At 37.0% G+C, this 23506-nt stretch carries 21 protein-coding genes, 1 pseudogene and 2 riboswitches; of the genes and pseudogenes, 2 read left to right on the forward strand and 20 right to left on the reverse strand.

Going from position 1 to position 23506, the window contains the following annotated elements; genetic code table 11:
• Nucleotides 1-16: 16 nt before the first annotated feature.
• The 5 genes and pseudogenes from AC3RV6_RS15775 to AC3RV6_RS15795 all read right to left on the reverse strand — a co-directional run bounded on the left by AC3RV6_RS15775 (nt 17) and on the right by AC3RV6_RS15795 (nt 3235).
• Complete coding sequence (locus AC3RV6_RS15775; RefSeq protein WP_489746919.1) at nt 17-625, reverse strand: RraA family protein; 609 nt, start codon at nt 623-625, stop codon at nt 17-19.
• 88 nt (nt 626-713) lie between these two features.
• Nucleotides 714-1232, reverse strand: coding sequence for a methylated-DNA--[protein]-cysteine S-methyltransferase (locus AC3RV6_RS15780; RefSeq protein ID WP_489746920.1), 519 nt, complete (start codon nt 1230-1232; stop codon nt 714-716).
• Nucleotides 1233-1370: 138 nt separating this feature from the next.
• Nucleotides 1371-2538, reverse strand: a pseudogene (locus AC3RV6_RS15785) (MATE family efflux transporter).
• Nucleotides 2539-2569: 31 nt separating this feature from the next.
• Nucleotides 2570-2884: a DMT family transporter gene (locus AC3RV6_RS15790; RefSeq protein WP_489746921.1), complete on the reverse strand. Its 315-nt coding sequence runs from the start codon at nt 2882-2884 to the stop codon at nt 2570-2572.
• Nucleotides 2885-3235: a DMT family transporter gene (locus tag AC3RV6_RS15795; RefSeq protein WP_489746922.1), complete on the reverse strand. Its 351-nt coding sequence runs from the start codon at nt 3233-3235 to the stop codon at nt 2885-2887. It lies immediately after the preceding gene.
• A gap of 235 nt (nt 3236-3470) precedes the next feature.
• Between AC3RV6_RS15795 and AC3RV6_RS15800 the strand changes: the two genes are divergently transcribed.
• Both AC3RV6_RS15800 and AC3RV6_RS15805 read left to right on the forward strand, forming a co-directional pair.
• Entirely contained in the window at nt 3471-4268 is a 798-nt protein-coding gene (locus tag AC3RV6_RS15800; RefSeq protein ID WP_489746923.1) for an ABC transporter ATP-binding protein, read from the forward strand.
• Between the two features lie 392 nt (nt 4269-4660).
• Nucleotides 4661-5221, forward strand: coding sequence for a thioredoxin family protein (locus AC3RV6_RS15805; RefSeq protein WP_489746924.1), 561 nt, complete (start codon nt 4661-4663; stop codon nt 5219-5221).
• Nucleotides 5222-5290: 69 nt separating this feature from the next.
• Here AC3RV6_RS15805 and AC3RV6_RS15810 read toward each other — a convergent pair whose 3' ends face one another.
• The 15 genes from AC3RV6_RS15810 to AC3RV6_RS15880 form a co-directional block, all read right to left on the reverse strand.
• Entirely contained in the window at nt 5291-6625 is a 1335-nt protein-coding gene (locus tag AC3RV6_RS15810; protein ID WP_489746925.1) for an aminotransferase family protein, read from the reverse strand.
• A 67-nt stretch (nt 6626-6692) separates the two neighbouring features.
• Nucleotides 6693-8144, reverse strand: a complete 1452-nt coding sequence (locus AC3RV6_RS15815) for an aldehyde dehydrogenase family protein (RefSeq protein WP_489746926.1) — start codon at nt 8142-8144, stop codon at nt 6693-6695.
• 94 nt (nt 8145-8238) lie between these two features.
• On the reverse strand, nt 8239-9435 hold the full coding sequence (locus AC3RV6_RS15820) for a M24 family metallopeptidase (RefSeq protein WP_489746927.1): 1197 nt from the start codon (nt 9433-9435) through the stop codon (nt 8239-8241).
• 206 nt (nt 9436-9641) lie between these two features.
• Nucleotides 9642-11321: a PucR family transcriptional regulator gene (locus tag AC3RV6_RS15825; protein WP_489746928.1), complete on the reverse strand. Its 1680-nt coding sequence runs from the start codon at nt 11319-11321 to the stop codon at nt 9642-9644.
• 304 nt (nt 11322-11625) lie between these two features.
• On the reverse strand, nt 11626-13917 hold the full coding sequence (gene metE, locus AC3RV6_RS15830; RefSeq protein WP_489746929.1) for a 5-methyltetrahydropteroyltriglutamate--homocysteine S-methyltransferase: 2292 nt from the start codon (nt 13915-13917) through the stop codon (nt 11626-11628).
• Nucleotides 13918-13954: 37 nt separating this feature from the next.
• Nucleotides 13955-15820 carry a bifunctional homocysteine S-methyltransferase/methylenetetrahydrofolate reductase gene (locus tag AC3RV6_RS15835; protein WP_489746930.1) on the reverse strand — a complete coding sequence of 622 codons (1866 nt, stop codon included), beginning with the start codon at nt 15818-15820 and terminating at the stop codon, nt 13955-13957.
• An 18-nt stretch (nt 15821-15838) separates the two neighbouring features.
• Nucleotides 15839-16963 carry a PLP-dependent transferase gene (locus tag AC3RV6_RS15840; protein WP_489746931.1) on the reverse strand — a complete coding sequence of 375 codons (1125 nt, stop codon included), beginning with the start codon at nt 16961-16963 and terminating at the stop codon, nt 15839-15841.
• Between the two features lie 91 nt (nt 16964-17054).
• Nucleotides 17055-17162, reverse strand: a riboswitch (SAM riboswitch).
• Nucleotides 17163-17318: 156 nt separating this feature from the next.
• Nucleotides 17319-18056: a cyclase family protein gene (locus tag AC3RV6_RS15845; RefSeq protein WP_489746932.1), complete on the reverse strand. Its 738-nt coding sequence runs from the start codon at nt 18054-18056 to the stop codon at nt 17319-17321.
• 76 nt (nt 18057-18132) lie between these two features.
• A riboswitch (SAM riboswitch) is annotated at nt 18133-18232 on the reverse strand.
• A gap of 222 nt (nt 18233-18454) precedes the next feature.
• A complete protein-coding gene (locus AC3RV6_RS15850; protein WP_489746933.1) occupies nt 18455-19279 on the reverse strand; it encodes an urease accessory protein UreD in 825 nt (274 codons plus the stop codon).
• A gap of 1 nt (nt 19280) precedes the next feature.
• Entirely contained in the window at nt 19281-19892 is a 612-nt protein-coding gene (gene ureG / locus AC3RV6_RS15855; RefSeq protein ID WP_489746934.1) for an urease accessory protein UreG, read from the reverse strand.
• A gap of 22 nt (nt 19893-19914) precedes the next feature.
• The gene (locus AC3RV6_RS15860; RefSeq protein WP_489746935.1) at nt 19915-20601 is read right to left on the reverse strand and encodes an urease accessory protein UreF; all 687 of its coding nucleotides are present in this window, start codon (nt 20599-20601) and stop codon (nt 19915-19917) included.
• On the reverse strand, nt 20594-21049 hold the full coding sequence (gene ureE / locus AC3RV6_RS15865) for an urease accessory protein UreE (protein ID WP_489746936.1): 456 nt from the start codon (nt 21047-21049) through the stop codon (nt 20594-20596). The genes AC3RV6_RS15860 and ureE overlap by 8 nt, the downstream gene beginning before the upstream one ends.
• 10 nt (nt 21050-21059) lie before the next feature.
• The gene (gene ureC / locus AC3RV6_RS15870) at nt 21060-22772 is read right to left on the reverse strand and encodes an urease subunit alpha (RefSeq protein ID WP_489746937.1); all 1713 of its coding nucleotides are present in this window, start codon (nt 22770-22772) and stop codon (nt 21060-21062) included.
• Complete coding sequence (gene ureB, locus AC3RV6_RS15875) at nt 22769-23092, reverse strand: urease subunit beta (RefSeq protein ID WP_489746938.1); 324 nt, start codon at nt 23090-23092, stop codon at nt 22769-22771. Before ureB ends, ureC begins: the two co-directional genes overlap by 4 nt.
• Before the next feature lie 22 nt (nt 23093-23114).
• Nucleotides 23115-23417 carry an urease subunit gamma gene (locus tag AC3RV6_RS15880; RefSeq protein ID WP_489746939.1) on the reverse strand — a complete coding sequence of 101 codons (303 nt, stop codon included), beginning with the start codon at nt 23415-23417 and terminating at the stop codon, nt 23115-23117.
• Nucleotides 23418-23506: the final 89 nt, after the last annotated feature.

Below are 23506 nucleotides of genomic sequence, written 5' to 3' on the forward strand. Positions count from 1 at the left end.
CTCAATAAATATCTTATTAGCGTCCTAAAACTTTCGCCAAATGTTTGCGCACAGATTCTTCATCTGCGTTTACAGTTCGTTCACGTTCATCATCCAGTTTTAACTTTTCAAGTGCGCTATTTTTCACTTTTTCTATATCCGCACTCGGAATTACAACAACGCCATCTATATCTGCCACAATCAAATCACCTGGGTGAACGATGACACCACCGCATTGAATTGGAACATTCACTTGTCCTTTACTTGCTTTCCTTCCCGCTGCCGGAACAGTACCTTTACAAAATACAGGAAAGCCTAAATCTATACTTGCAGCTCTATCTCTAATAACACCATCAACAATCATGCCCTGAATTTTAAGTTTTTTCGCCATACCCAATACAAAATCACCGGCAAGCGCGTTATTCGTATCGCCTTTTCCGTCAATAACTAGCACATCTCCAGGGCTCGCTTGTGAGATTGCTTCCAAAACCGAAAAGTTTTCACCTGGTGGAACTTGTACTGTAAAAGCTTTACCAACCACATGCCAATTTGAATCTAGTGGTTTTATTGCTACGTTCATATGATTTAATCCACCTAACGCATCAGAAACACATGTTGAAGCTAATTTCTCTTCTATTGTATTCAAATGTCATCTCTCCCTAAATCAATTTAATACTTCCATTATACTATTAGTTAACTTTTTTGTCTCTTCCACCTTTAATACAGTTGACCATTTATTTTTCTATATCTAATAATTGTTTTTTCATCTCCAAGCCACCCCGAAAACCTGTAAGTGCGCCACTTTTGGCGATGACACGATGACAAGGGATTGCAATTAACACCGGATTCGCACCAATCGCACCGCCAACAGAACGTACAGCATTAGGCTTTCCTATACGGACTGCGATATCCGTGTATGATACTGTCTTGCTATATGGAACTTCACTTAAAACCCGCCATACAGATATCTGAAACGGTGTCCCATAAAGATCAAGTGGCACACTAAAGTTTTTTAACCGACCTTCTAAGTATTCTACTAATTCCATGGTGTACGGCTTCATTACTTCGGCATCCTCAACCAGAGTCAGTTCAGGAAGCCATTTATTCGCCCATTCCATTAACTCTTCAATTGTTGCATTTTGCGGACCGACATATGTAAGTCCTTTCTCTGTAGCAGCTATATGTATATGCCAATTATTACAATGTAATAAAGTCCAGTAAATCTTATTTTCGGTATTTTCCACCAAAGTCATTCACCTCAATTATCGTTTCCTTCTATTATATCAGTATTTAATCTTTACTTTAAAAGATAATATTATTTTCTAATTAAAATAGCACTCAAAGCAATGGATAACTTGAAAGACCATTTAATAAAATAACTCGACTTAAATTTAAAACCCCTCAATCTTCCGCCATTTACCATATTTATAATAAAGAAAAGCGATTAGACTACTAATTACAAAGCTGAATCCTATTCCAAGCGCAATTCCCTTCTCACCATATAAACTTGAAAGAGTATAAGTAACTGGGTATCTCAGCACCCAAAAGGAAAAAATATTAAGTACAAGAACTTGGAACATCGCACCCGCGGCCCGAACAGCGCCATTTAAGATAAAATTTATTCCTAAGAATGGATAAAAAAATGCAATCATCGTCAAGTATTCTGTTCCAAACTTGACAGCTTCTGGTTCTTGTATAAACAGACGAATTCCATGTCCCGAAAACAAAAATACAACAAGTGCGATTACAACCATTACGATTAAATTATAAAGGAAACCATATAAAGTGATTTTACGGACTCGTTCCCACTTACTAGCGCCAACATTTTGTCCCGCCATACTATTAACCGCTGTACCTAGTGCTTGTGCAGGTATAACAATTAAACTTTCGAGCCGCTGGACAGCCCCATATCCTGCAACAACCGCTGGACCAAAAGAAGCAACAATACTCATTATTGCCAATATACCAGCTGAAATGACACTCATTTGTAATCCTGCCGGAATTCATAATTTAAAAATATCTGAATCTTCCTTCCTTGCAGGAATATGAGGGATAGTAAAAGGAACGAGTCTTTTTCGCACAGTATAAACAGCGCCTGTCACAAAGGCTAACCCCTGTGAAATAACCGTCGCATAAGCCGCTCCATCGACACCCCAACCAAATATATGAATAAAAACCGGGTCTAAAACAGTGTTCAATAATACTGCAACTAACACAAAATAAAGCCAATAATCCCAAGCATAATAGACATCCCAGTAAGTATAACTACAAATGCATTCAAATAGCGTTGGAGTCCAGATTCACTCCCTTTACCTATTTGTTGCGATAATATCGTAAGTGCAGCATTATTAAGCCCAATTACAAATGAAAGCATTGTAAAAATAACAGTACCAGAAATAGCAACTGCACCAAGTGCGTCTGCACCAATTAGGTTCCCCATCCAAAGACTATCAATAAGCTGATAGGAGACCTGTAGTAGATTGGTTAAGATAATAGGAGCAGAGAAGATGATTAACTGTTTAATATACTACCATCTGTAAAATCATGTTGTCTTGCCATCTCTTGCCTCCTAGAACTAAATAACATTTCTTCAACTAAAAACCTTTAGCCCAACTGCTCCCGCAATGATGAATATTAAAAAGACAAGGCGTTTCCAGCTTGCTGGTTCTTTAAAAAATAAAATGCCCATTAAAACAGCACCTGCTGCACCTAAGCCTGTCCAAATCGCATACGCCGTTCCCATTGGTATTTCACGCATAGCCAACGCCAAAAAGATAAATCCAAAAGTAAATGTGACAACAACTAGCCCTAGCCTTGCCATTGATTTCTTCTGAATATACCAATTTATGCTTATCACACCAAATACTTCACCTAAACTAGCAATCACCAAATAAAACCACTCCAATTAATTGACCTCCTGTTCTGCATCTTCAGCTACATTATCAACGTTTTCTGTCGTCATCTTTATGCCAATAACACCTACGATAATTAAACCAATAAACAGAAGTTTCATAGTTGAAAAACCCGCACCAAAAACAAGAGTATCAATACAAACAATTGCAGCAGCACCTGAGCCAGTAAATACAGCATAAACAGTCCCAGACGGCAACTTTTCACACGCTTTTATTATAAAATAAAAACTAAATATAATCATAATAGTAGTTCCAAACCACTCTAGAAACGAGTCTGAATAACGTAAACCTATAACCCAAAATATTTCTACAATCGCGGCAAATAGTACATAAAGCCAAGCCACAATATCCCCCCTTATTAAGACATTCATAAACTTAGTATAGCAGATGAATATTTCCAAAAATTCTCCAGCAATTGATCGCCTAAAGCCTCGTTTTTTTTCATTTTGCACCTGTACGGTATCTTTTTCAAATAAACCCATCTAATATGTGCAGCTTCATTTTACTGTAATTGCCAAATGAAGGTGTGTATACTTAAGCGAACAAATAATTCTATTAATTCAATAAAGGAGTCTATAAATGAAAAAAATTATATCTCTTACTCAAGTATTTTTAACTAGGGGTGGCAACAAAATTTTACAAGATATTAGCTGGGACATTAAAGCAAGTGAGCAATGGGCGATTCTTGGATTAAATGGCTCCGGCAAAACATCGCTCCTCAATATTGTAGCAGGCTATCATTTTCCAACTACTGGTGATGTGGAGGTCCTCGGCAATGTCTTCGGTAGAACGAATTTACCAGAGCTACGTAAAGAAATTGGATTTGTCAGTAGTTCCCTAGATCGATTTTCTCAAATGGTTAACAATGAAACTGTAGAACGGGTCATCGTCAGCGGAAAATTCGCTTCTTTTGGTATCTACGACAAAGTATCTGATGAAGATTGGGATAAAGCAGATTCATTATTAAAGAGTCTTCGTTTATATTATTTGAAAGGTAAACCGTATCATTTATTGTCCCAAGGAGAACAAAGAAGAATACTCATTGCACGGGCATTAATGTGTGACCCTAAAATTCTCGTACTTGATGAACCTTGCTCAGGATTAGATATCCTTTCAAGAGAAGAACTTTTATCTTTAACTGAAGAAATCACTAAGAGAAATTGCCATATCATTTATGTAACGCATCATATTGAAGAACTAGTAAATACAATTACACATGTCCTTCTGCTTCGTGACGGTAAAATTGTCGCTTCTGGTCTCAAAAAAGATGTCCTAAATGACGGTTTTCTTTCAGAGACATTTAAAGTTCCTGTGAAAGTTCGTTGGGAACAAGATCGTCCATCGTTAACAATCACAGCTATATCAAATCCGATATGACTTTTTGTGGAGAGGGTGGCAAGTGATGTATGAATTTGTAGTTAATCCTGTGGCAGTAATTGGCTGAGATTGAGAAATTAGTGCCTCTAGCAGACTAGATCTCACTATTCATGAAAAGGCTCTACGGATTCATTTAACTACATAACATAGTGTTTCCCATATAATGAAGTGGATTGTTTTAGAGTTTATTTGAATTAGGATGCATGAATTGAAGAGTAAAGTTATTAAGTTTAGAACCACTTGTAAATTTATCATGCATAACAAGTATAGGCACCCCAAAAAAGGAAACCGAAGCGTTATAGTACCACTAACACTAATAAGCAATAACATTTACCAGTACATGCCGCTTCGATACACTTGATGAAGAACATATGAAGGGGGAATTAAATAGTTTGAGTTTAAATAAATGGTTTGATAAAGGTATAACTGCAGATGAATATATCGCAACACTTGAAAAGCATGAAGAAGCTTTTACGCATATTAATAATACGCTAGATTTAGCAAGTTTTGAGAAAGACGAAAAATTGTTTGAATCCCTAAAAAACAAGCAATTGCGTGTTATTGTACTCGCAGAACCTTGGTGCGGTCATTGTATGTTGACTATCCCAGTACTGTTGCATCTTGTAGAAAAAACAGAGATGCCTGTCCGTTTCCTAGCACGGGATGAAAACTTAGAGCTCATGGATCAATATTTAACAAACGGCAAATCTCGTACGATTCCAATCTTTATATTTATTGATAAAGATGGTAATGAGGTAACTAAGTGGGGGCCGATTGCTGATAAAACAAAACAATTCGTTCAAAAACACAAAGAAACGCTTCCTCCTAAAGAAGCGGATGATTACGAAGAAAAGTTTGGTGAATTAATTAAAATCACCTCGAAATCATTTCGTGATAACAAAGCGTTTTGGCAAGCTTCTTACGAAGGTATGAAACAAGCTTTAACTAAGTAAAAGAAACCTTGCTATCGAACTGTTTGAAAGTTCAATAGCAAGGTATTTTTAATTAACTATATTTCAACGTCACTGCTTACTCAAAACTGTCGTAAGTGATTTATCAATAATCGAGATAATCGTTCCTACCTCTTCTTTATTAATACAAAATGGTGGTGCGAAAGCCAGTGTGTCTTGCCCTTCGTATACTATAGCTCTCCCTAATAGACCATGATTCAATGCTTCTGCAGTCACTTTAACAGCAACCGACTCGTCAAATAAAGCATTTGTTTCCTTGTCTTTCACAATGCTAACTGCTCCTAGTAAGCCCTTACCACGCATACCTGTAATAACATCGTGTCGATCTGCTAACCATTTAAAACCCTTTTGTAATTCCTCGCCCATATTACGTACGTTTTCTAGCATATTTTCTTCTTCAATAATTTCTAGATTTTTCAATGCTACCGCACAACACATTGGGTGACCACTATAAGTGAATCCATGCATGTAAACACCATCAGACAAGTCAATTAGTTCATCCCTCAGCCTTTCAGTAATGACCATTCCTCCTAGCGGCGCATAACCACTCGTAATTCCCTTTGCAATTACCATGACGTCAGGTACTACACCGAAATTATTCATACCGAATTGTTCTCCTGTTCGACCAAATCCAGTAATTACTTCATCCGCGATAAAAAGTATATCATTTTGCTCACAAAGCGCTTTAACTTCTTTAAAATAGTTTTCAGGTGGTAGATTTACTCCCCCAGATCCTTGAATTGGTTCTGAGATAAATGCCGCAATTGTATCTGCACCTTCTTTATCAATCTTTTCCTTCAATGCTTCGATTGACGAATCCACATAGTAGAAATCCGGCGCTAATGAAGTAAATGCTCTAAAAGCTGGTAGTCCAGTCGCACTTGCAGAACCAACTGATACGCCATGATAAGATTTATTTCGTGAAATGATTTTCTTTTTATTTGGTTGACCTTTTAAACTCCAATAATAACGAACCGTTTTAAATGCTGTGTCGTTCGCTTCTGATCCACCAGAAGTAAAGAAGGTAGTCGACAAATCTCCTGGTGTTAAGTGAGCCACTTTTTCAGCCAAACGAATAACAGGTTCATGGCTATTCGTTGCAAAGGTGGAGCTAAACGCTAGTTTTTTCATTTGCTCCATCGCAGCTTGACCAGGTTCTTCTCTTCCGTGTCCTATATTTACATTCCATAAAGAGGAAAGTCCATCGATAACTGTTTTACCACGAATATCCTTCAAATATATCCCTTTACCTTCAGTGAAGATAAAACTTGGTCCTTGCTCCTGTTGTTGTTTTAAAGAAGTCGTTGGATGCATAAAGTGCTTTTTATCAATTGCTGCTAATTCCTCATATTTAGCTTGCATATTTTCAGTTGGTTTCAATGTCATTGTTGTCTCCTCCAATTTTAATCAAAAGTAAAACGTACATGAATAATTGAACTTTCTATTCTATTCATCAATTGAATCGTTTATGTGCCAATTTAAAACTTACGACTTTAGGTTCCGTCATATCTTGTATGGTAAACTTAACGCCTTCTCTGCCTATCCCAGAACCTTTAACGCCACCAAACGGCATCCCATCAATGCGGTAATCACTACTATCATTTATCATAATTCCACCAACATTTAGTTTGCCAATTGCTTCAAATGCTTTTTCAATATTTTGCGTAAATATGCCCGCCTGTAAGCCAAAATCCACATCATTTGATTTTTCAATTGCCGCATCTAGATCCACAACAGAATAAAGTAAGACAACCGGACCAAATACTTCTTGATGTGCAATCGTGCAATCTGAGGGAACGTTGATTAAAACTGTAGGTGAATAAAATGCGCCTTTTCGTTGTCCACCAATTAATAACTCCGCACCCTTTGTAATCGCTTCATTAACCCAATTTCCGACTCTGATTGCTTCTGCCTCATTAATCATTGGACCCATATCTGTAATATCTAGCATTTTGTCTCCAACTTTATAAAGACTTGTGCGTTCAGTAAATCGACTACTAAATTCTTCATATATATCTTGCTCAATGTATATACGTTGTACGCCAAGACAGTTTTGACCTGCTGCATAAAAAGCGCCTGAAACGGTTGCTTCAACTGCTTTACTTATGTCCGCATCTTTTAAGACAATAACAGGCGAATTCGAGCCGAGTTCCATACTAAGCTTTTTCAAACCAGCTTTACGCGCAATTTCTTCACCAGTTTCAAGTCCGCCTGTAAATGAAACCATCCTAACAGCTGGATGTGTAACGAGTGGATCTCCGATAATACTCCCTTTTCCTGTAACGACAGATAATACTTTAGGAGGCAAATTCGCATACTCAAAAGCTTCAGCTAAGAGGAGTGCACTTAGTGGTGTCGCTGTCGCAGGTTTAACAATAATTGCGTTACCAGAGGCGATTGCAGGGCCTACTTTGTGCGCAACTAAATTCAAAGGATCATTGAACGGTGTAATAGCAGCAATTATTCCTATAGGGAAACGATAATAATAGCCGACCCGATCTTCACTACCTTCTGATTGATCGAAAGGTATAGTCTCTCCATGAATACGTCTTGATTCTTCTGCACTTATTTTCAGCGTCTGAATACATCGCTTTACTTCAGACCTTGATTCAGTAATCGTTTTGCTACCTTCTAACGAAATCATCTCTGCAAAGCGAACCGCATTCTTTTCAACATACTCTGCAGCTTTATTTAAGACCTTTATTCTTTCGTGAACAGGCATTGCAGCAGCAATTTTAGCACCTTCTTTTGCTTCTTCAATAGCATGCAACATATCTTCTTTTGATGCTGAAGGAACGCTGCTAATAAATGAATTATCTTGGGGGTTCAATACCTCTATAACATCTTCTTTTTCAACCCATTTTCCTGCGATGAACATAGCGTTTCCAAGCTCTTTCGTCTTCATAATCAAGCCGCCTTTCTTCTGTAAAACTCAATTCCAATTCTTCTTATGAAATTAGCAGTTTTATTGCAGATTCAGCATTCCTAACTATTAAATTCTATATAGCTAGATTTATTTGATCCTTGATGATTAGTTCTCTTTGAAACTCTGTTAATACTTCACAACCGTTCTCTGTTACTCGAATCGTTTCACTTATTTCAATTCCGTAGTCGTCAAACCATAAACCAGGTATAAGATGAAATGTCATATTGGGCTGTAAAATCGTTTGGTCGCCTTTTCTAATACTTGCAGTTTTCTCGCCCCAATCAGGTGGATAATTTAAACCGACTGAGTAGCCTATTCTTGAATCCTTCACGATACCGTACTTAGATATCACATCATTCCATGCTTTTTCGATATCCTCACATCTGACACCTGGTTTAACAACATCAATCGCAGCATTTATTCCTTCTACGATAATATTAGAAGTCGTAAGTGCTTGTTCAGTTGGCTTCCCGATCGACAAGGTTCTTGCTAGTGGTGAATGGTAACGTTGGTGACAACCAGCTAATTCAATAATGACCATTTCTTCATTCGTATATTTTCTATCCGTCCATGTTAGATGAGGTGTCGATGTGTTTTTTCCCGCTGGCAATAAAGGGACGATAGATGGATAATCTCCCCCATAAGCACTTGTTCCGCTAATTAAATCATGGTAAATATTCGCCGCTACATCGCATTCTCTTACGCCTTCTTGGATTGAAGAAATTGCTGTATCCATGGCGTTACCTGCTATTTTCGCTGCTCTTTTAATATATTTTAATTCCGTTTCTGACTTTATAATACGCTCATAATTTACAAGTAAACTTGCATCTGAAAACTGCGCGTTCGGCATGTTCTTTGTTAGCTTATTGTAGGCAAGTGCCGAGAAATAAAAAGAGCTCATTTCCAGACCGATTCGTCTCCCCGATTGATTTGCATGAGTTAAGACTTTAGCAATGTATTCCATAGGATGTTTACTATCGGAGTGGACGTGGTCTTCAGGATAAGCAATAATGTTTTCATGTTTTAACCAAGTAGTTATCTTTGCAGCGCCCGCATCCATTTCTCTGCCTATCCATATTGGTTGCTCTTCGTCAATAATGACCATGAGCATTTGATCGACATAGAATGACCAAGCATCATAACCAGATAGATAATTCATATTTGCTGGATCTGAAATTAGAAGCACATCAATGCCTCTCTTATTCATACTAGACTTTGTTCTATCCACCCTATGTTGATACTCTTCTAAACTAAATGGTAGTTGCATCATCCGAATCCCTCCTCATATTGTTGAAAACATTATTTTGAAACATTCAATTTATTTTACTCTTATTCTTATTATAGTAATGAACTTCGCTTAAAGCATCCGCACTATTGTATGAATATTATAAAAGTTCTTCATACAGTTTTTTAGACAAAAAAATAGAGTTAGAAATAGATCATTTCCAACTCCATCTTATTTGATAATACTTTTAGTTAATCTGCATTTTTGTTAACAATCCCAGTAGACCAAATTTTAATACTGAAATCTAATAAAAATAAATCGTCTGGGTTTACTAATGATAGCTCCGTTAATGATTCAATTTTTCTTAATCGATATAAAAGTGATTGTCGATGAAGATTTAAATCTCGAGCAGTTTGGCTAACATTTCCGCCATTATTCTTATACGAAATAAATGTGTTTACTAGATCCATTTCCCTCTTCTTATCATATTCAACCAAAGGTGTAACTGTAGCTATTGTAATGTTTTGTACATCTTCGTTTATAGCTAAACTTAGTAGAAGCCTATTGATTTGGGTTTCTTCAAAATTAGTTCTAGTGCCAATGCCCCTTTGACTTCTCCCCATATCTAATGCAGCTTTAGCTTTTTTAAAACTTTTTTCATAATTCCAGACACCTTCTTCATGCTTCCCCAATCCCCACGAGAAAGTGACCCCTGGTAGTAAATGACTAAACCTTCTTTCAACTAAATCTAGGAACTGATTTACCGTATCAGAAGCTGCGAAATTCGATGTTTCTAAAAATATTATTACTTCATTATTTTTATATGCATATAAAATTTTACGCTGTATACTATCAGCAGCGTATAACATACCTTCTTTTATATACGTATTCATTCTCTCTAAATCAGATTTTCTTGAGACAGTCCGACTAGGTTGTTGCTGAATCAAATCCTTTAAATTTTCAGGAAAACCTACGATACAAACATAAGGTAGTTTTAGGTCATACCTAAAAAATTCTGCATGCGAATCAATATGCTCATCCGACATTTTTTCACCTGTAGCCAAGCTTAATAAAAACTCATTTTGCATACGACCTTCTGCTTCCATAACAGCACTATTTCGTGAGAACCATAATGCAGCAGCAACGACAGCTTGTTCAGAAATGGTAATCTCTTGCTCTGTTAACCCATCGCCAACTTCAGCTAAAATGAAAAAGTCTCCTTTATATCTATTGTTATATTTAATTGTTAAATGGAAAAGTTCTATATTGCCACTTTCCAATTTTTTAACTTCAGAATGCATAGGATGATGAGATTCTTGTATCTCGACGCTTTTTCTTTGTTGATTCCACATCGTGAAAACCTCTTTATGGTTTGCAGTGCCTGCAACCGAATCTCCTTTTTCATTACAAATTAAGACAGGTCTTTTTAATTCTTCTTCTATATACTTTGTAATGTATTCTATTGTTTTTCCTTCTAATATCATTTGTATTAAATGTTGCTGAATATCTTTAGGTCGATCTGTTTCATTTTTTCTAAAATCAACCAACTGACTCATAATTTCATGTACGATATCAGCAAATCGAATTTCCCATGGTACGTCAATAATCACAAAATCTCTATCATTTGCAAACTCAATTACTTTTTCAGGTAGTTCAAAAATATGCCTCCCTGTAGCAATCGCTAAGGCCGATGCACCCGAGTTATATACGTCATTTACAAATCGCATTAGCTCATCAGTATTGCCATAACATCCTATACCTGTGCTAAGTACAAATTCATTTTCTCTAACAAAATTTTCCACAGGATTTTCAATTACTGATACCCATTCTACAAATTTATCTGTAATCGTATCTTCTCCCGTTAAAATGGTAGATTTTTTTAATAAATTGAATTCTAATATTTGATTAATTTGTATACCCAGAATAACCATCTCCCTCTTGTTAATTCACATCGAGTTCTCAAGTAGAGACATTAGTGCTTGTTTTTTACTTACTTATTTTGGATTTTTAGTAGCATTATTCAGTAAAAATAACTAAGTAGCTATTAACACCGTGTCTATTTAATCTTCTCATATTTCATACTAATATGATAATTTATTGCTAGAAATTAGTATAAGAATAATTGCAGTTTTCAGCATGTCTACATTTATGCTTCTGCTTTATTAATTAACTGAAATAGTTCTACTAAAAAAGCCTTTCCCACATCAATAGTAGGAAAGGCATTCATCATATAACTTATTTAATCTCAGCTAATCGTTCTGCTCTAACTTCTTTTGCTGCTTCTACCATTACTTTTAAAGCAGAGATAGTTTGTTCTTCGTTTCTCGTTTTCAAACCACAGTCTGGGTTAATCCAAAATTGGCTTGGATGAATCGTTTGAAGTGCACGGTTAATATTTTGCTTCATTTCTTCTTTACTTGGTACACGTGGACTATGGATATCATAGACACCTAAGCCGATTTCTTTATCGTACGTATTGTTTTCAAAAGCAGCGATTAATTCTCCATGACTTCTAGATACTTCAATCGAAATAACATCCGCATCAAGATCACTAATAGATTCAATAATTCCGTTGAAATCAGAATAGCACATATGTGTATGAATTTGCGTGTCATCTTGAACTGAAGCTGTCGATAATTTAAATGCATGTACAGCTGCATCTAAATATGCTTTTTCCTTAGCTGGATCAAGTGGTAAACCTTCTCTTAGTGCAGGCTCATCAACTTGGATCATGTGTATGCCATTTTCCTCTAATGCTTCGATTTCATGACGAAGCGCATAAGCGATTTGATTCAATACATCAAAACGAGGTATATCATCACGCACGAATGACCAGTTCAAGATTGTTACAGGTCCTGTCAACATTCCTTTTACAGCTTTTTCTGTCAGTGATTGTGCGTACACACTTTCTTTTACAGTAATTGGTTCGCTAAATGCGACATCACCTAGAATGAGTGGTGGCTTAACGCAACGTGATCCATATGATTGAACCCAACCGAACTGTGTAACTGCGAATCCTTCAAATTTTTCACCGAAGTATTCAACCATGTCCGTTCTTTCAAATTCACCGTGGACAAGAACATCAATGCCAATGTCTTCTTGAATCGCAATCCACTTATCAATTTGCCCTTTAATGAATTGTTCGTATTGCTCTGTTGTATTTTCACCTTTACGCCATTTAGATCTTTCTCTTCTAACTTCAGGTGTTTGTGGTAAACTCCCAATTGTAGTTGTTGGAAGTAGTGGTAGATTAAAACGCTTCCGTTGCTTAATAATTCTTTCAGCAAATGGGTTCGCACGATTCACATCATCCGCAGTTAGTTTTTCAATATTCCCTTTTACTTCAACGTTCTGGCGATACTTGGAATTATTTAACGTTGATAATGCAGTGCGACTTTCGTCGAGCTCAGCAGCAACCGAATCTTTTCCACTTGAAATACCTTTTTGCAATACGACGATTTCAGCTAGTTTTTGGTCAGCGAAAGCCAGACCGCCTTTAATAATAGAATCTATTTTTTGTTCAGGCGTAGTACTAACCGGAACATGAAGAAGGGATGATGATCCTTGTATTACAAGACGCTCTTTATCTACGTGATTCACAATTTCTTCTAAAAGAACCAACTTAGCATCTAAATCTGCTCTCCACACGTTTCTTCCGTCTATTACACCAGCAAAAAGTACTTTGTCTTTCGGAAAACCATTTGTTTTGATTAATTCAAGCGAATCACCGTGTACGAAGTCTAAGCCTAATCCATATACTGGAAGTGCTGCAAACGCTTCGTAATTTGCGACTTTCTCAAAGTACGTTTGTAAAATAATTTTTAATTGTGGAGCTGCGCTTGTAATTGCTTCATATGCTTTTTGTATTGCTGCAATATCTTCTTTTGATTGCTCAAAAGTGAAGATTGGCTCGTCAATCTGAAGATACTCCGCGCCAGCTTCTACTAGTTCTTGCACTAATTGTACATAAAGTGGTGTGAACTTCTCTAGTTGTGCAACAAAGTTTCCTTCTTCAGAAGACTTCGCAAATTTAATGAATGTAACCGGACCTAATACAACTGGTTTACCTTCAATACCGAGTTTTTCTTTCGCTTCTTTATAGAATGTCAAAGGACGATTTTCAACTAATTTTGGTGTTACATTGTCTAGTTCCGGTACGATATAGTGATAGTTTGTATTAAACCATTTCGTCATTTCTGATGCAACCGCGTCTTTGTTTCCACGCGCGATGTCAAAATAAGTAGATAGTGGAACTTTTCCACCCTCATATTCAAATCTTGTAGGCACAACCCCAAACATAACTGAAGTATCCAACACGTGATCATATAAAGAGAAATCGCCAACTGGAATCAAATCAATGCCAATCTCCTGTTGCTTTTTAAGATTATCTAGACGAATATCCGTTGTTTTTTGTAGTAATTCTTCTTCTGATATTGCACCACTCCAAAAACTTTCCAATGCTCTTTTCCATTCACGCATTCCACCGATTCTCGGGTATCCTATGTTTGTGCTGATTACTTTAGTCATTATAATCTCTCCTATTTCTATTATAATTTTTTATTTTTTAAATCTTTATTCCGGTATCTTGAATAACTTTAAACTCTTCATTCACGCCTACTTTTTCGTTAATGTACTCAGTCAATGCTACCGTCATATCATAACGAGTAAACGGTGTTATTAAATAAATACCACGGAAATACTTCAATGCCACGTCAACTAGTTCTTTCGCAACTTCTATTCCAGCTTGCGTTGAATTATCCCGATGGCCCGCAGACAAAGCCATTCGCGCACGAACTTCATCCGTCAGCTTTATACCTGGTACTTCGTTGTGTAGAAACTCAGCATTTGTCGATGAAGTAAGTGGCATTATTCCGATATAAATAGGTACTTTCAAGTGTTTCGTTGCTTCATACACATCCACAATTTTTTCAACACTGTAAATTGGTTGTGTAATGAAATAGTCTGCACCCGCCTCAATCTTCTTCTCTAGCCTTATCGTTGCACGGTCCAAATGACGTACGTTCGGGTTAAATGCCGCGGCCACATTAAAGTTGGTTTTTTCCTGCAATGACTTGCCTGACCAAGAAATACCAGCATTAAATTTTTGTATTAACTCTAATAGTTCGAATGATGTCATATCGAAAACAGAGGTCGCTCCAGGAAAATCTCCAATTTTAGTAGGATCACCTGTTATTGCAAGTAGTTCTGTTATTCCAGTAAGGTGTAAACCCATTAAATGCGATTGCAGTCCAATCAAATTTCGATCTCTGCACGTTATGTGGACAAGTGGTGGCATATCGTATTTATGCTTAATTATCGATGCCATAGATGCATTGCAAATCCTTGGACTAGCTAAGGAATTATCCGCTATCGTTATTGCATCAACGCCTACATCTTTTAAGGCTTGAAGACCTAAAAAGTATTTCTCAGTATTTAAATGCTTCGGTGTATCAAACTCAACAATAACTGAATGCCTTCTCTTTACAATATCCACTAAGTTTTCTGCACGCGTCTCCTTTGATTCAACAAATTCAACTTTCGCTTTCTTCTTTTTCACTTGCTTTTCGGTAATTGGCTTTCGATTTGTTAGTCCTTCTACCAACGCACTGATATGTTCTGGCGTCGTCCCACAACAACCGCCCATCAGACTAACGCCTGCATTCCTGAATTTACTCGCATTCTCTTTGAAATATTCAGGTTCATTTTCGTAAAATAGTTTCCCATCTCTATAACCTGGAAAACTAGCATTTGGATATACTGCTAATCTTGCACGCTTAAGTAGTGGAACCGTTTCTAGTGATTTAAGCATATGATAAGGCCCAAGACGACAGTTTATTCCAACTACGTCTGCACCTAAATCATCTAACAGCTGCAAAGCCTCGGCAAGCTCCATCCCATTTTGGAGCACACCCGCTTCATGCATGGATACGTTCGCTATGATTGGTAAGTCTGTCACTTCTCGTGCTATTTTTAGCACAGTCGATAGTTCTTCAAAATCATAATACGTTTCCAAAATAATGCCATCGACACCTTCTAAAAGTAAGCAATACAGCTGTTCACGGAAACTCCTCTTGATTTCCTCTTTTGTACCAATTAACGTCTGAGATCCGTGAATACCTCCAATCGTTCCTAATATAAACGTGCCATCTTTCGCAGCATCTTTTGCAAGTTTTACAGCCGCTTGGTTAATTTTCTTCACACTATCCTCTAAACCATAGCGTGAAAGTTTAATATAATTTGCGCCATATGTATTCGTTTGAATAACATCGGCACCTGCCGCAATATAAGCTTGGTGAATTTGAAGTACTTGATCGGGATGTGTAAGATTCAATTCTTCAAAACATCGATCCACGCCATGTGAATAGAGAAGCGAGCCCATTGCACCGTCCCCTATTAAAATGCGTTCTTTTAAAGTATCTAGCAAGTTCAATAACTACACTTCCTTCTCCTAGACTTTCTGTTTCAACAAATCTTTACATACCTCAAAAGCTTGTTCAAAATCTATAATCAAATCATCTACATGTTCAATCCCTACTGATACACGTAGTAAGCAATTTGTTAAACCATATTCATTTCTTTCTTTTTCAGGAATATCTGTATGGGTTTGAGTCGCAGGATAAGTGATAAAACTTTCAACTCCACCTAAACTTTCTGCAAAAGTAATTAAATCTAATGATTTTAGAAATGTCGGGACAAGTGCCTCATCCTTAATTAAGAAGCTAACCATACCGCCTCTACCAGGATAATAAACATCAGTTACAAGCGAATGAGCAAGTAAGTATTCTTTCACTTGTTTAGCATTTCGTTCATGTTGCGCCATTCTAATCGCTAACGTTTTTAGACCTCTCATTAAAAGCCAACAATCAAAAGGTGCTAAGATTGCGCCTGAAGCATTGTGCAAGTATTCCAGTTCTTCTCCTATCTCTTTACCTTTTGATACAACGACACCAGCTAGTAAATCATTATGTCCGCCTAAATATTTAGTAGCACTATGAATGACAATATCAGCACCTTCTTCAATTGGACGTTGAATATACGGACTATAAAAAGTGTTATCAACGATTAAAAGTAAATCATTTTTTTTCGCGAATTTAGAAGTCTCCTTAATATCCGTTTCTTTCATCAATGGATTTGTCGGTGTTTCAAGGAATATTGCTTTTGTGTTTGGTTGGATTAGTTTCTCCAACTCATCTGGATTCTCACCGTTCCAATAAGAGAAAGTAAAGCCATACTTCTTCTCAAATATTTCGAACATTCTATATGAGCCGCCGTAAATATCTCTGGATACGATGAAATGATTATCTTTTTCAAATAACATAAATACGAGTTGAATTGCACTCATCCCTGAGCTGCAAGCAAATCCATTGTCACCATTTTCAAGTCGTGCTAATCCTTCTTGTAATACGTCCCTGGTCGGTGTTCCCGTTCTAGAATACGCATAACCGTTACCTAATCCTATTTCATCATGTCTATATGCTGTTGAAAAATACACAGGGGTGTTAATTGAACCTAAGCTTTCGTCTTTCTTATTGCCAATTTGCGCTAACTCAGTTTCTTTTTTATAATTAACCATCAACTAATCCCCTCTCAATAATAAAAGCAAATAAAAAAATCACCTTCCGTATTTCGCTAGGAAGATGATTCTAAAAAATAAATTAGAGGTCTGCTCATCTTCCAAGTCATTTTCAGACTTGCTGGAATTAGCACCTTGCCAAAACTTGGCGGTTGCTGAAGTGTCATAGGGCCAGTCCCTCTACCTCTCTAGATAAGAAAATCTATTAAGTTGTGTGATTTGTTTATTAACATCACTTTACATCAATGTATTTTAATTTGCAACACTTTTAAGAAAGAATAATCAAGTCTATATAGTCAATGTATTTAATAAATTCAGACTTCGATAGTATTCATATTTACACATTCGTTTTTAATTAAGGTAAGATTGCAAAAGATCTTACAGGAAATCCTGATGCTTTTTCTGGTTTCGGTACGATATTAAAGATAATTGCACCAGTAGCTGGTAATTGATCAAGATTCGTTAACAATTCTACTTGGAACGTATCCTGTTCAAGCACATAGTATTCACCATGTAGCGCTTTATTACGTTGAAAATCAATACTCGAATCAGTATCGTATGTTTCATGTCCAACTGCTTTTATATTTCTTTCCTCATATAAAAACTTTAAGGCATCTAGCCCCCAACCTGGAATACGGTTATTTCCTTCGGCATCCTTATTATTAAACGCCTCTTCGTTTGGCCAGCGTTTGCTCCAATCTGATCTAAGCGCGACAAATGTCCCTGCGTCAATTTTGCCATGTACTTCTTCAAAATCTAATACATCTTGTACTGTTAGCGTAAAATCATGATTTTCAGCAGATTCACTCGATTTGTCAATAACGACAAGCGGTAAAACCAATTCCTTTAAATCTAATTCTTCGACATATCTGGTGTCTCTCACAAAATGAATCGGTGCATCGATATGTGTTCCGTACTGTCCTGCAAATTTGAAACTTTGCGCAAAAAATCCATCGTCATGATCAAATAACGTCGTAAACTCTGCTGCATCAAACGCTGCAAAATGTGGTGAATCCGGTCCAAATGTATGTGTTAAGTCTACCCACTTTTTTCCTTTTAGTAAGTTAACAGCCTCTAATAATTGATTCGACATTAAATCCCCTCCAATTTTCTGAACAAAAAAACTCTCCTTATGTAAAAGAAGAGTTTAGCGTATACGCTCATTTCTCTTCTCATCTCCAAGTTAATACACTTCTGGAATTAGCACAGTACAAATTGTCTGTTGCTGAGGCTTCAAAGGGCCAGTCCCTCCACCTCTCTGGATAAGAAAGTAATCTATTAAGTTAATGCTTATCACAATACACAAACTTTAAAGAATTGTCAAACTACTAGAAATTTAATTCTAAAAAAAAAAAAAAAAGAATCAACATAAATCCACTCTAAATTTCTAATACCTAAAAATTAGTACTTAGATTGTATGATTTATATCATCGGAACATAGTCATATCAACCTTAAAAAACTCGGCCATGTTGATAACCGAGTTCTGTTCATTAATATTTTCTTAAGAAACTGGGTTTCTTATTAAACCACTCTTGGCTGATTAAACTATGGCATGCAGTGAACATTCTTTCAATAGTTTGCGTCTTATTTGCAAATACTCGCAGTGTGAATCCTGATATAGGTAGCTTTGATATACCAATTTTATTATCTGCAGTTTCTTCATTCAAAGTTTTATATAACTGGTCAATTAAGGCATCATCCACCTGTTCACCGACGACAATCATAGACCCTAGATGTGTAAATCCCTCCATAAATCCAAGCTCATTCATATTTTGGTTTAATGGATTTAATCTTACATGATCATAAGCAATTAACTCATTTTCACTATAGATTTCATTTATAAGTTGGAGCGTATCATAGCTGAAATTTTCACCTTCAGGAGACCAACCTGGGGTAAGTATATCTGTATAAAGGAGTACAGCACCCTTCGCCATTCGGAATACGTTTTTTTGCTTATATCTGGCATTTTTATAAGCAATTAACGGGTCAGGAATGTACTCAAAATAACTTCCTTCTTTCAGTTCAACTTCAGTTTCCTGATACGCTTCTGTACGCGGTGTTTTATATACTTTTGTTGCTGATTGCGTTGTCAAAGTTAGTTTGGCGTTTTTCTCAAGCGTAATTTTCATGCGATAACGATCTCCATCTAAATAACCGCCGCCTGGATTTAATATATAATAACAAGCTTGACCTGAACCATCATGATAAATTGGACGCATCACTTTAAACGCACCTTGAAAGTACACATTTTTAGGAACAGTTTTACCACTGCGTTCTTCTACATCTAAATCTAAAAGCCCAGTCCACTCTTCCACTTTAATCCAATCCCTTTAACAGGACATTTTTTCTAATCCAATCTATAACTTGATCAAGTCCAGTATTATCTTTTAAATTCGTGAAAACAAAAGGCTTATTACCTCGAAACACCTTCGTGTCAGACTCCATCACTTCAAGGCTTGCCCCGACATAAGGCGCTAAATCAATTTTATTTATAACAAACAAGTCTGACTTAATCATTCCTTGTCCACCTTTTCGTGGAATCTTCTCACCTTGGGCTACATCAATTATATAGATTGAAAAGTCTACAAGTTCCGGACTAAATGTCGCGGCTAGATTATCGCCACCACTTTCGACAAATATTATTTCAACATCCGGATGCATCTCGGTTAGTTCATCGATAGCCGAGAAATTCATGGAGGCATCTTCACGTATTGCTGTATGTGGGCAGCCACCTGTTTCTACACCAATGATGCGATCTGCCGTAAGTACACCATTTTGGATTAGAAATTTGGCATCTTCTTTTGTATAAATGTCATTTGTGACAACGGCCATGCTAATTTCATCTTTTAAATGACGAGTCAACTTTTCAACTAACATTGTTTTTCCCGACCCAACAGGTCCTCCAACGCCAATTTTTATTGGTCCCATAACGAACACTTCCTTTTTATAATTAAGACATAAATATTCTAATTCTGACACGTTCATGATGCATTTGTGATAACTCTAAACCAGGCGCAACAATTCCAAAATCTTCTATCGTTAATTTTAAAATCTTTTCAGCTGTTGCCGCCAAAGTTTCTTGAAACTCCTGGATAATTTTCTGCCCTTCTGTTTGTCCTAATGGAATGGCCCGTACACCATTTTGCACCAAGCTTAAAACGGCTGAGTATAAGTAGTAGTTTGTCGTATCGGAAGATGACACTCCTAGGTAATGACCTACAATCGTAAATACAATCGCGGGATGCGCAAAAGACTTTTTTTGCTGAACTCGCTCTGTATACATTTCTAATACGGGAATCTTATATAGAGACTCAACAAGTTTCAACATTCGTTGTCCTATTTTTTGAGTTCCTTCCCTTGATTCACGCGGTAGATTTTGAACAGTTAAAAGCCGATCTAAATGCCATATCGCTTCAAAGTCATCTCTTTCCAATGCTTCGTAAACTAAATGAGAAGCAAGCCCATCCGAATAGATGAGCTGCTCATTTAAATAAGCATAAAGCCATTGCTGAAACGTTTCTTTGTTTTGCACTACATCTTGTTGAATGTACGTCTCTAGCCCAAAAGAATGACTAAACGATCCAGTAGGAAAATTAGAATCGCATAGTTGGAATAAGGAAAGTGTGTTTTTAGTCATGGCTATGCCCAATATGTCTGAATGCTTGTTTCACTTTCCGCTCATCTCGCTTATAAGGAATTTGCAGCTTTTTCAATAAATCTTCGACAAGGTAATCATATTGAACAAGCATATCCTCCTCTACAAATTGTGCAGGTAAATGGCGATTTCCTAGTTGATGTGCAATGCTACCCATTTCTTTAATGTCTCGAGGACTTATAACTAATAAATCATCTGAAAGCACATCAATAATGATTAAGTTTTTATCATCCATAAACAAAACATCGCCAGCTATTAAATCTTTCGGTCTTTTTAAACGAATACCAATTTCTTTACCGTGATCCGTCTTCACTCTCTGAACTCGCTTCATTAGAAAAGCACTTTCAAGATACACTTTTTCAATATGGCGCTCATTTATCTCATCTTTACTCATTTGTTCAATATTTGTTACAATTTCTTCTACAATCAATGCACTCACCTCAAAATAAGAAATATCGTTGGCCCATTGGCACTATATCTAACGGTTCACAGGTTATGAGCTCACCATTTACTTTCACTTCATAAGTTTGTGGATCTACTGTAATTTCAGGTGTTTCAAAATTTAGCTTCATATCTTTCTTTGTTAAATTACGGATACCTCGGACAGGAAGAATCATTTTCTGCAAGCCTAGTTTCTCATGCACTTTATTATCAAAAGCAGCTTGAGAAATAAATGTGATTGAACTTGAGGAAAGCGCCTTACCATATTGTGCGTACATAGGGCGGTATATAACTGGTTGTGGTGTCGGAATCGACGCATTGGCATCACCCATTAAACTTTCTACAGCAAACCCATTTTTCAAAATCATTTCGGGCTTTACGCCGAAAAATGCAGGTGACCAAATGACGAGATCGGCAATCTTTCCAACTTCAATTGAGCCGACATGTTCAGAGATACCATGTGTAATAGCGGGGTTAATCGTATATTTCGCTACAAATCGCTTGACACGATTATTGTCGGAATGCTCGCTATCGCCTTCCATTATCCCTCTTTGTTTCTTCATTTTATCTGCTGTTTGCCAAGTGCGTAAAATCACTTCTCCCACTCGTCCCATAGCTTGCGCATCAGAGCTAACCATACTAAAAACACCCATATCTTGCAGGACATCTTCCGCAGCAATTGTTTCACGTCTAATCCGTGAATCTGCAAATGCTAAGTCTTCCGGAATAGATGGATTTAAATGATGACAAACCATTAACATATCGAGATGTTCATCTACTGTATTAACCGTGTATGGTAATGTGGGGTTCGTAGATGATGGTAATACGTTCATATAACTCGCTGATTTGATTAAGTCTGGGGCATGACCGCCGCCAGCGCCTTCCGTATGATACATATGAATAACACGATCTTTAATTGCCGCCATGGTGTTTTCCATAAACCCACCCTCATTCAAAGTATCTGCATGAAGGGCTACTTGCACATCATATTTATCTGCTACTCTTAACGCATAATCAAGTGCTGAAGCCGTTGAACCCCAATCTTCATGTACTTTCAAACCAATTGCACCTGCGAGTACTTGTTCCTCAAGTGGCCCTTCGGATGCAGCTTGTCCCTTACCCGTAAAACCTACGTTAATAGGCATTCCTTCTGCCGCCTCTAACATACGATGTATATTCCATTCACCTGGTGATACGGTTGTTGCTTTTGATCCTGCCGCTGGTCCTGTACCCCCACCAATTAGCGTTGTAACACCAGATGCTAATGCAGTCTCGATTTGTGCTGGATTAATAAAGTGAACATGGGTATCTATTCCGCCAGCTGTCACGATAGTACCTTCCCCGGCAATAATTTCAGTTGAAGCACCGATAATAATATCTACACCATCCATGATTAGTGGATTACCAGCTTTTCCTATGCCAGCAATTTTCCCATCACGAATTGCAATATCTGCTTTAATAATCCCGGTATAGTCTAAGATAATTGCGTTTGTTATGACTACATCCGCTACACCATCTGCTCGCACCGCCAAAGGATGCTGCCCCATACCATCCCGAATTACTTTTCCACCACCAAAAACAACTTCGTCACCATATTTGGTATGGTCTTTTTCAATTTGGATAAATAAATCTGTATCTGCTAAGCGAATAGAATCCCCTGTAGTTGGTCCATACATTTGTGCATACTGCTTTCTAGGAACATTAAAACTCAATGACTACACCCTCTTTCAACTGAACCGTCAACTTTATTATTAAAACCATAGACCTTCTGTTCACCTGAATAACATATTAGTTCAACTTCTTTTTCATCACCAGGTTCAAAACGAACAGCTGCTCCAGCAGGAATATTTAAACGTTTTCCGAATGCATCTTCTCTGTTGAATTTTAGCGCTTCATTCACTTCATAAAAATGAAAATGAGATCCTATTTGAATAGGACGATCCCCGGTATTTATAGCTGTTACATGGTGAATCAGCTTTCCCTCATTAATAATGATATCTTCATCTTTCAAAATATATTGTCCCGGTATCATTAAGTAGTCCTCCTGTCACTTTTTATTTAATCGGTGTGTGTACAGTTACAAGTTTGGTTCCATCCGGAAAAGTTGCTTCTACCTGAATATCATGAATCATTTCGGGTATACCATCCATAACATCATCGCTTCCCAAGATTCTTGCCCCGTACTCCATTAACTGTGCTACGGTTTTTCCATCGCGGGCTCCCTCAATCACTTCATACGTGATGAGTGCTACAGCCTCAGGATGATTTAATTTAAGTCCTCTTTCTTTTCGTCTCTTCGCAACATCTGCTGCTACGACAATCATAAGCTTGTCAATTTCACGCGGTAATAAATGCATTGATAAATTTCCTCCTTTGGTAAAAAAATAAATTACTATGAAATAGAATTACGTTTAAAAATAATCATACATTAGTCAATTTGCCCAGT

Source organism: Sporosarcina sp. So3-204 (genome assembly GCF_058068165.1).

Excerpts from the sequence above, each read along its gene's own strand:
- AC3RV6_RS15780 (WP_489746920.1), bottom strand. The coding sequence starts at position 1,232 with ATGACTTTGGTGGAAAATACCGAAAATAAGATTTACTGGACTTTATTA.
- AC3RV6_RS15800 (WP_489746923.1), top strand. The coding sequence starts at position 3,471 with ATGAAAAAAATTATATCTCTTACTCAAGTATTTTTAACTAGGGGTGGC.
- AC3RV6_RS15810 (WP_489746925.1), bottom strand. The coding sequence starts at position 6,625 with ATGACATTGAAACCAACTGAAAATATGCAAGCTAAATATGAGGAATTA.
- AC3RV6_RS15815 (WP_489746926.1), bottom strand. The coding sequence starts at position 8,144 with ATGAAGACGAAAGAGCTTGGAAACGCTATGTTCATCGCAGGAAAATGG.
- AC3RV6_RS15820 (WP_489746927.1), bottom strand. The coding sequence starts at position 9,435 with ATGATGCAACTACCATTTAGTTTAGAAGAGTATCAACATAGGGTGGAT.
- AC3RV6_RS15825 (WP_489746928.1), bottom strand. The coding sequence starts at position 11,321 with ATGGTTATTCTGGGTATACAAATTAATCAAATATTAGAATTCAATTTA.
- metE (WP_489746929.1), bottom strand. The coding sequence starts at position 13,917 with ATGACTAAAGTAATCAGCACAAACATAGGATACCCGAGAATCGGTGGA.
- AC3RV6_RS15840 (WP_489746931.1), bottom strand. The coding sequence starts at position 16,963 with ATGGTTAATTATAAAAAAGAAACTGAGTTAGCGCAAATTGGCAATAAG.
- AC3RV6_RS15845 (WP_489746932.1), bottom strand. The coding sequence starts at position 18,056 with ATGTCGAATCAATTATTAGAGGCTGTTAACTTACTAAAAGGAAAAAAG.
- ureG (WP_489746934.1), bottom strand. The coding sequence starts at position 19,892 with ATGGGACCAATAAAAATTGGCGTTGGAGGACCTGTTGGGTCGGGAAAA.
- AC3RV6_RS15860 (WP_489746935.1), bottom strand. The coding sequence starts at position 20,601 with ATGACTAAAAACACACTTTCCTTATTCCAACTATGCGATTCTAATTTT.
- ureB (WP_489746938.1), bottom strand. The coding sequence starts at position 23,092 with ATGATACCGGGACAATATATTTTGAAAGATGAAGATATCATTATTAAT.
- AC3RV6_RS15880 (WP_489746939.1), bottom strand. The coding sequence starts at position 23,417 with ATGCATTTATTACCGCGTGAAATTGACAAGCTTATGATTGTCGTAGCA.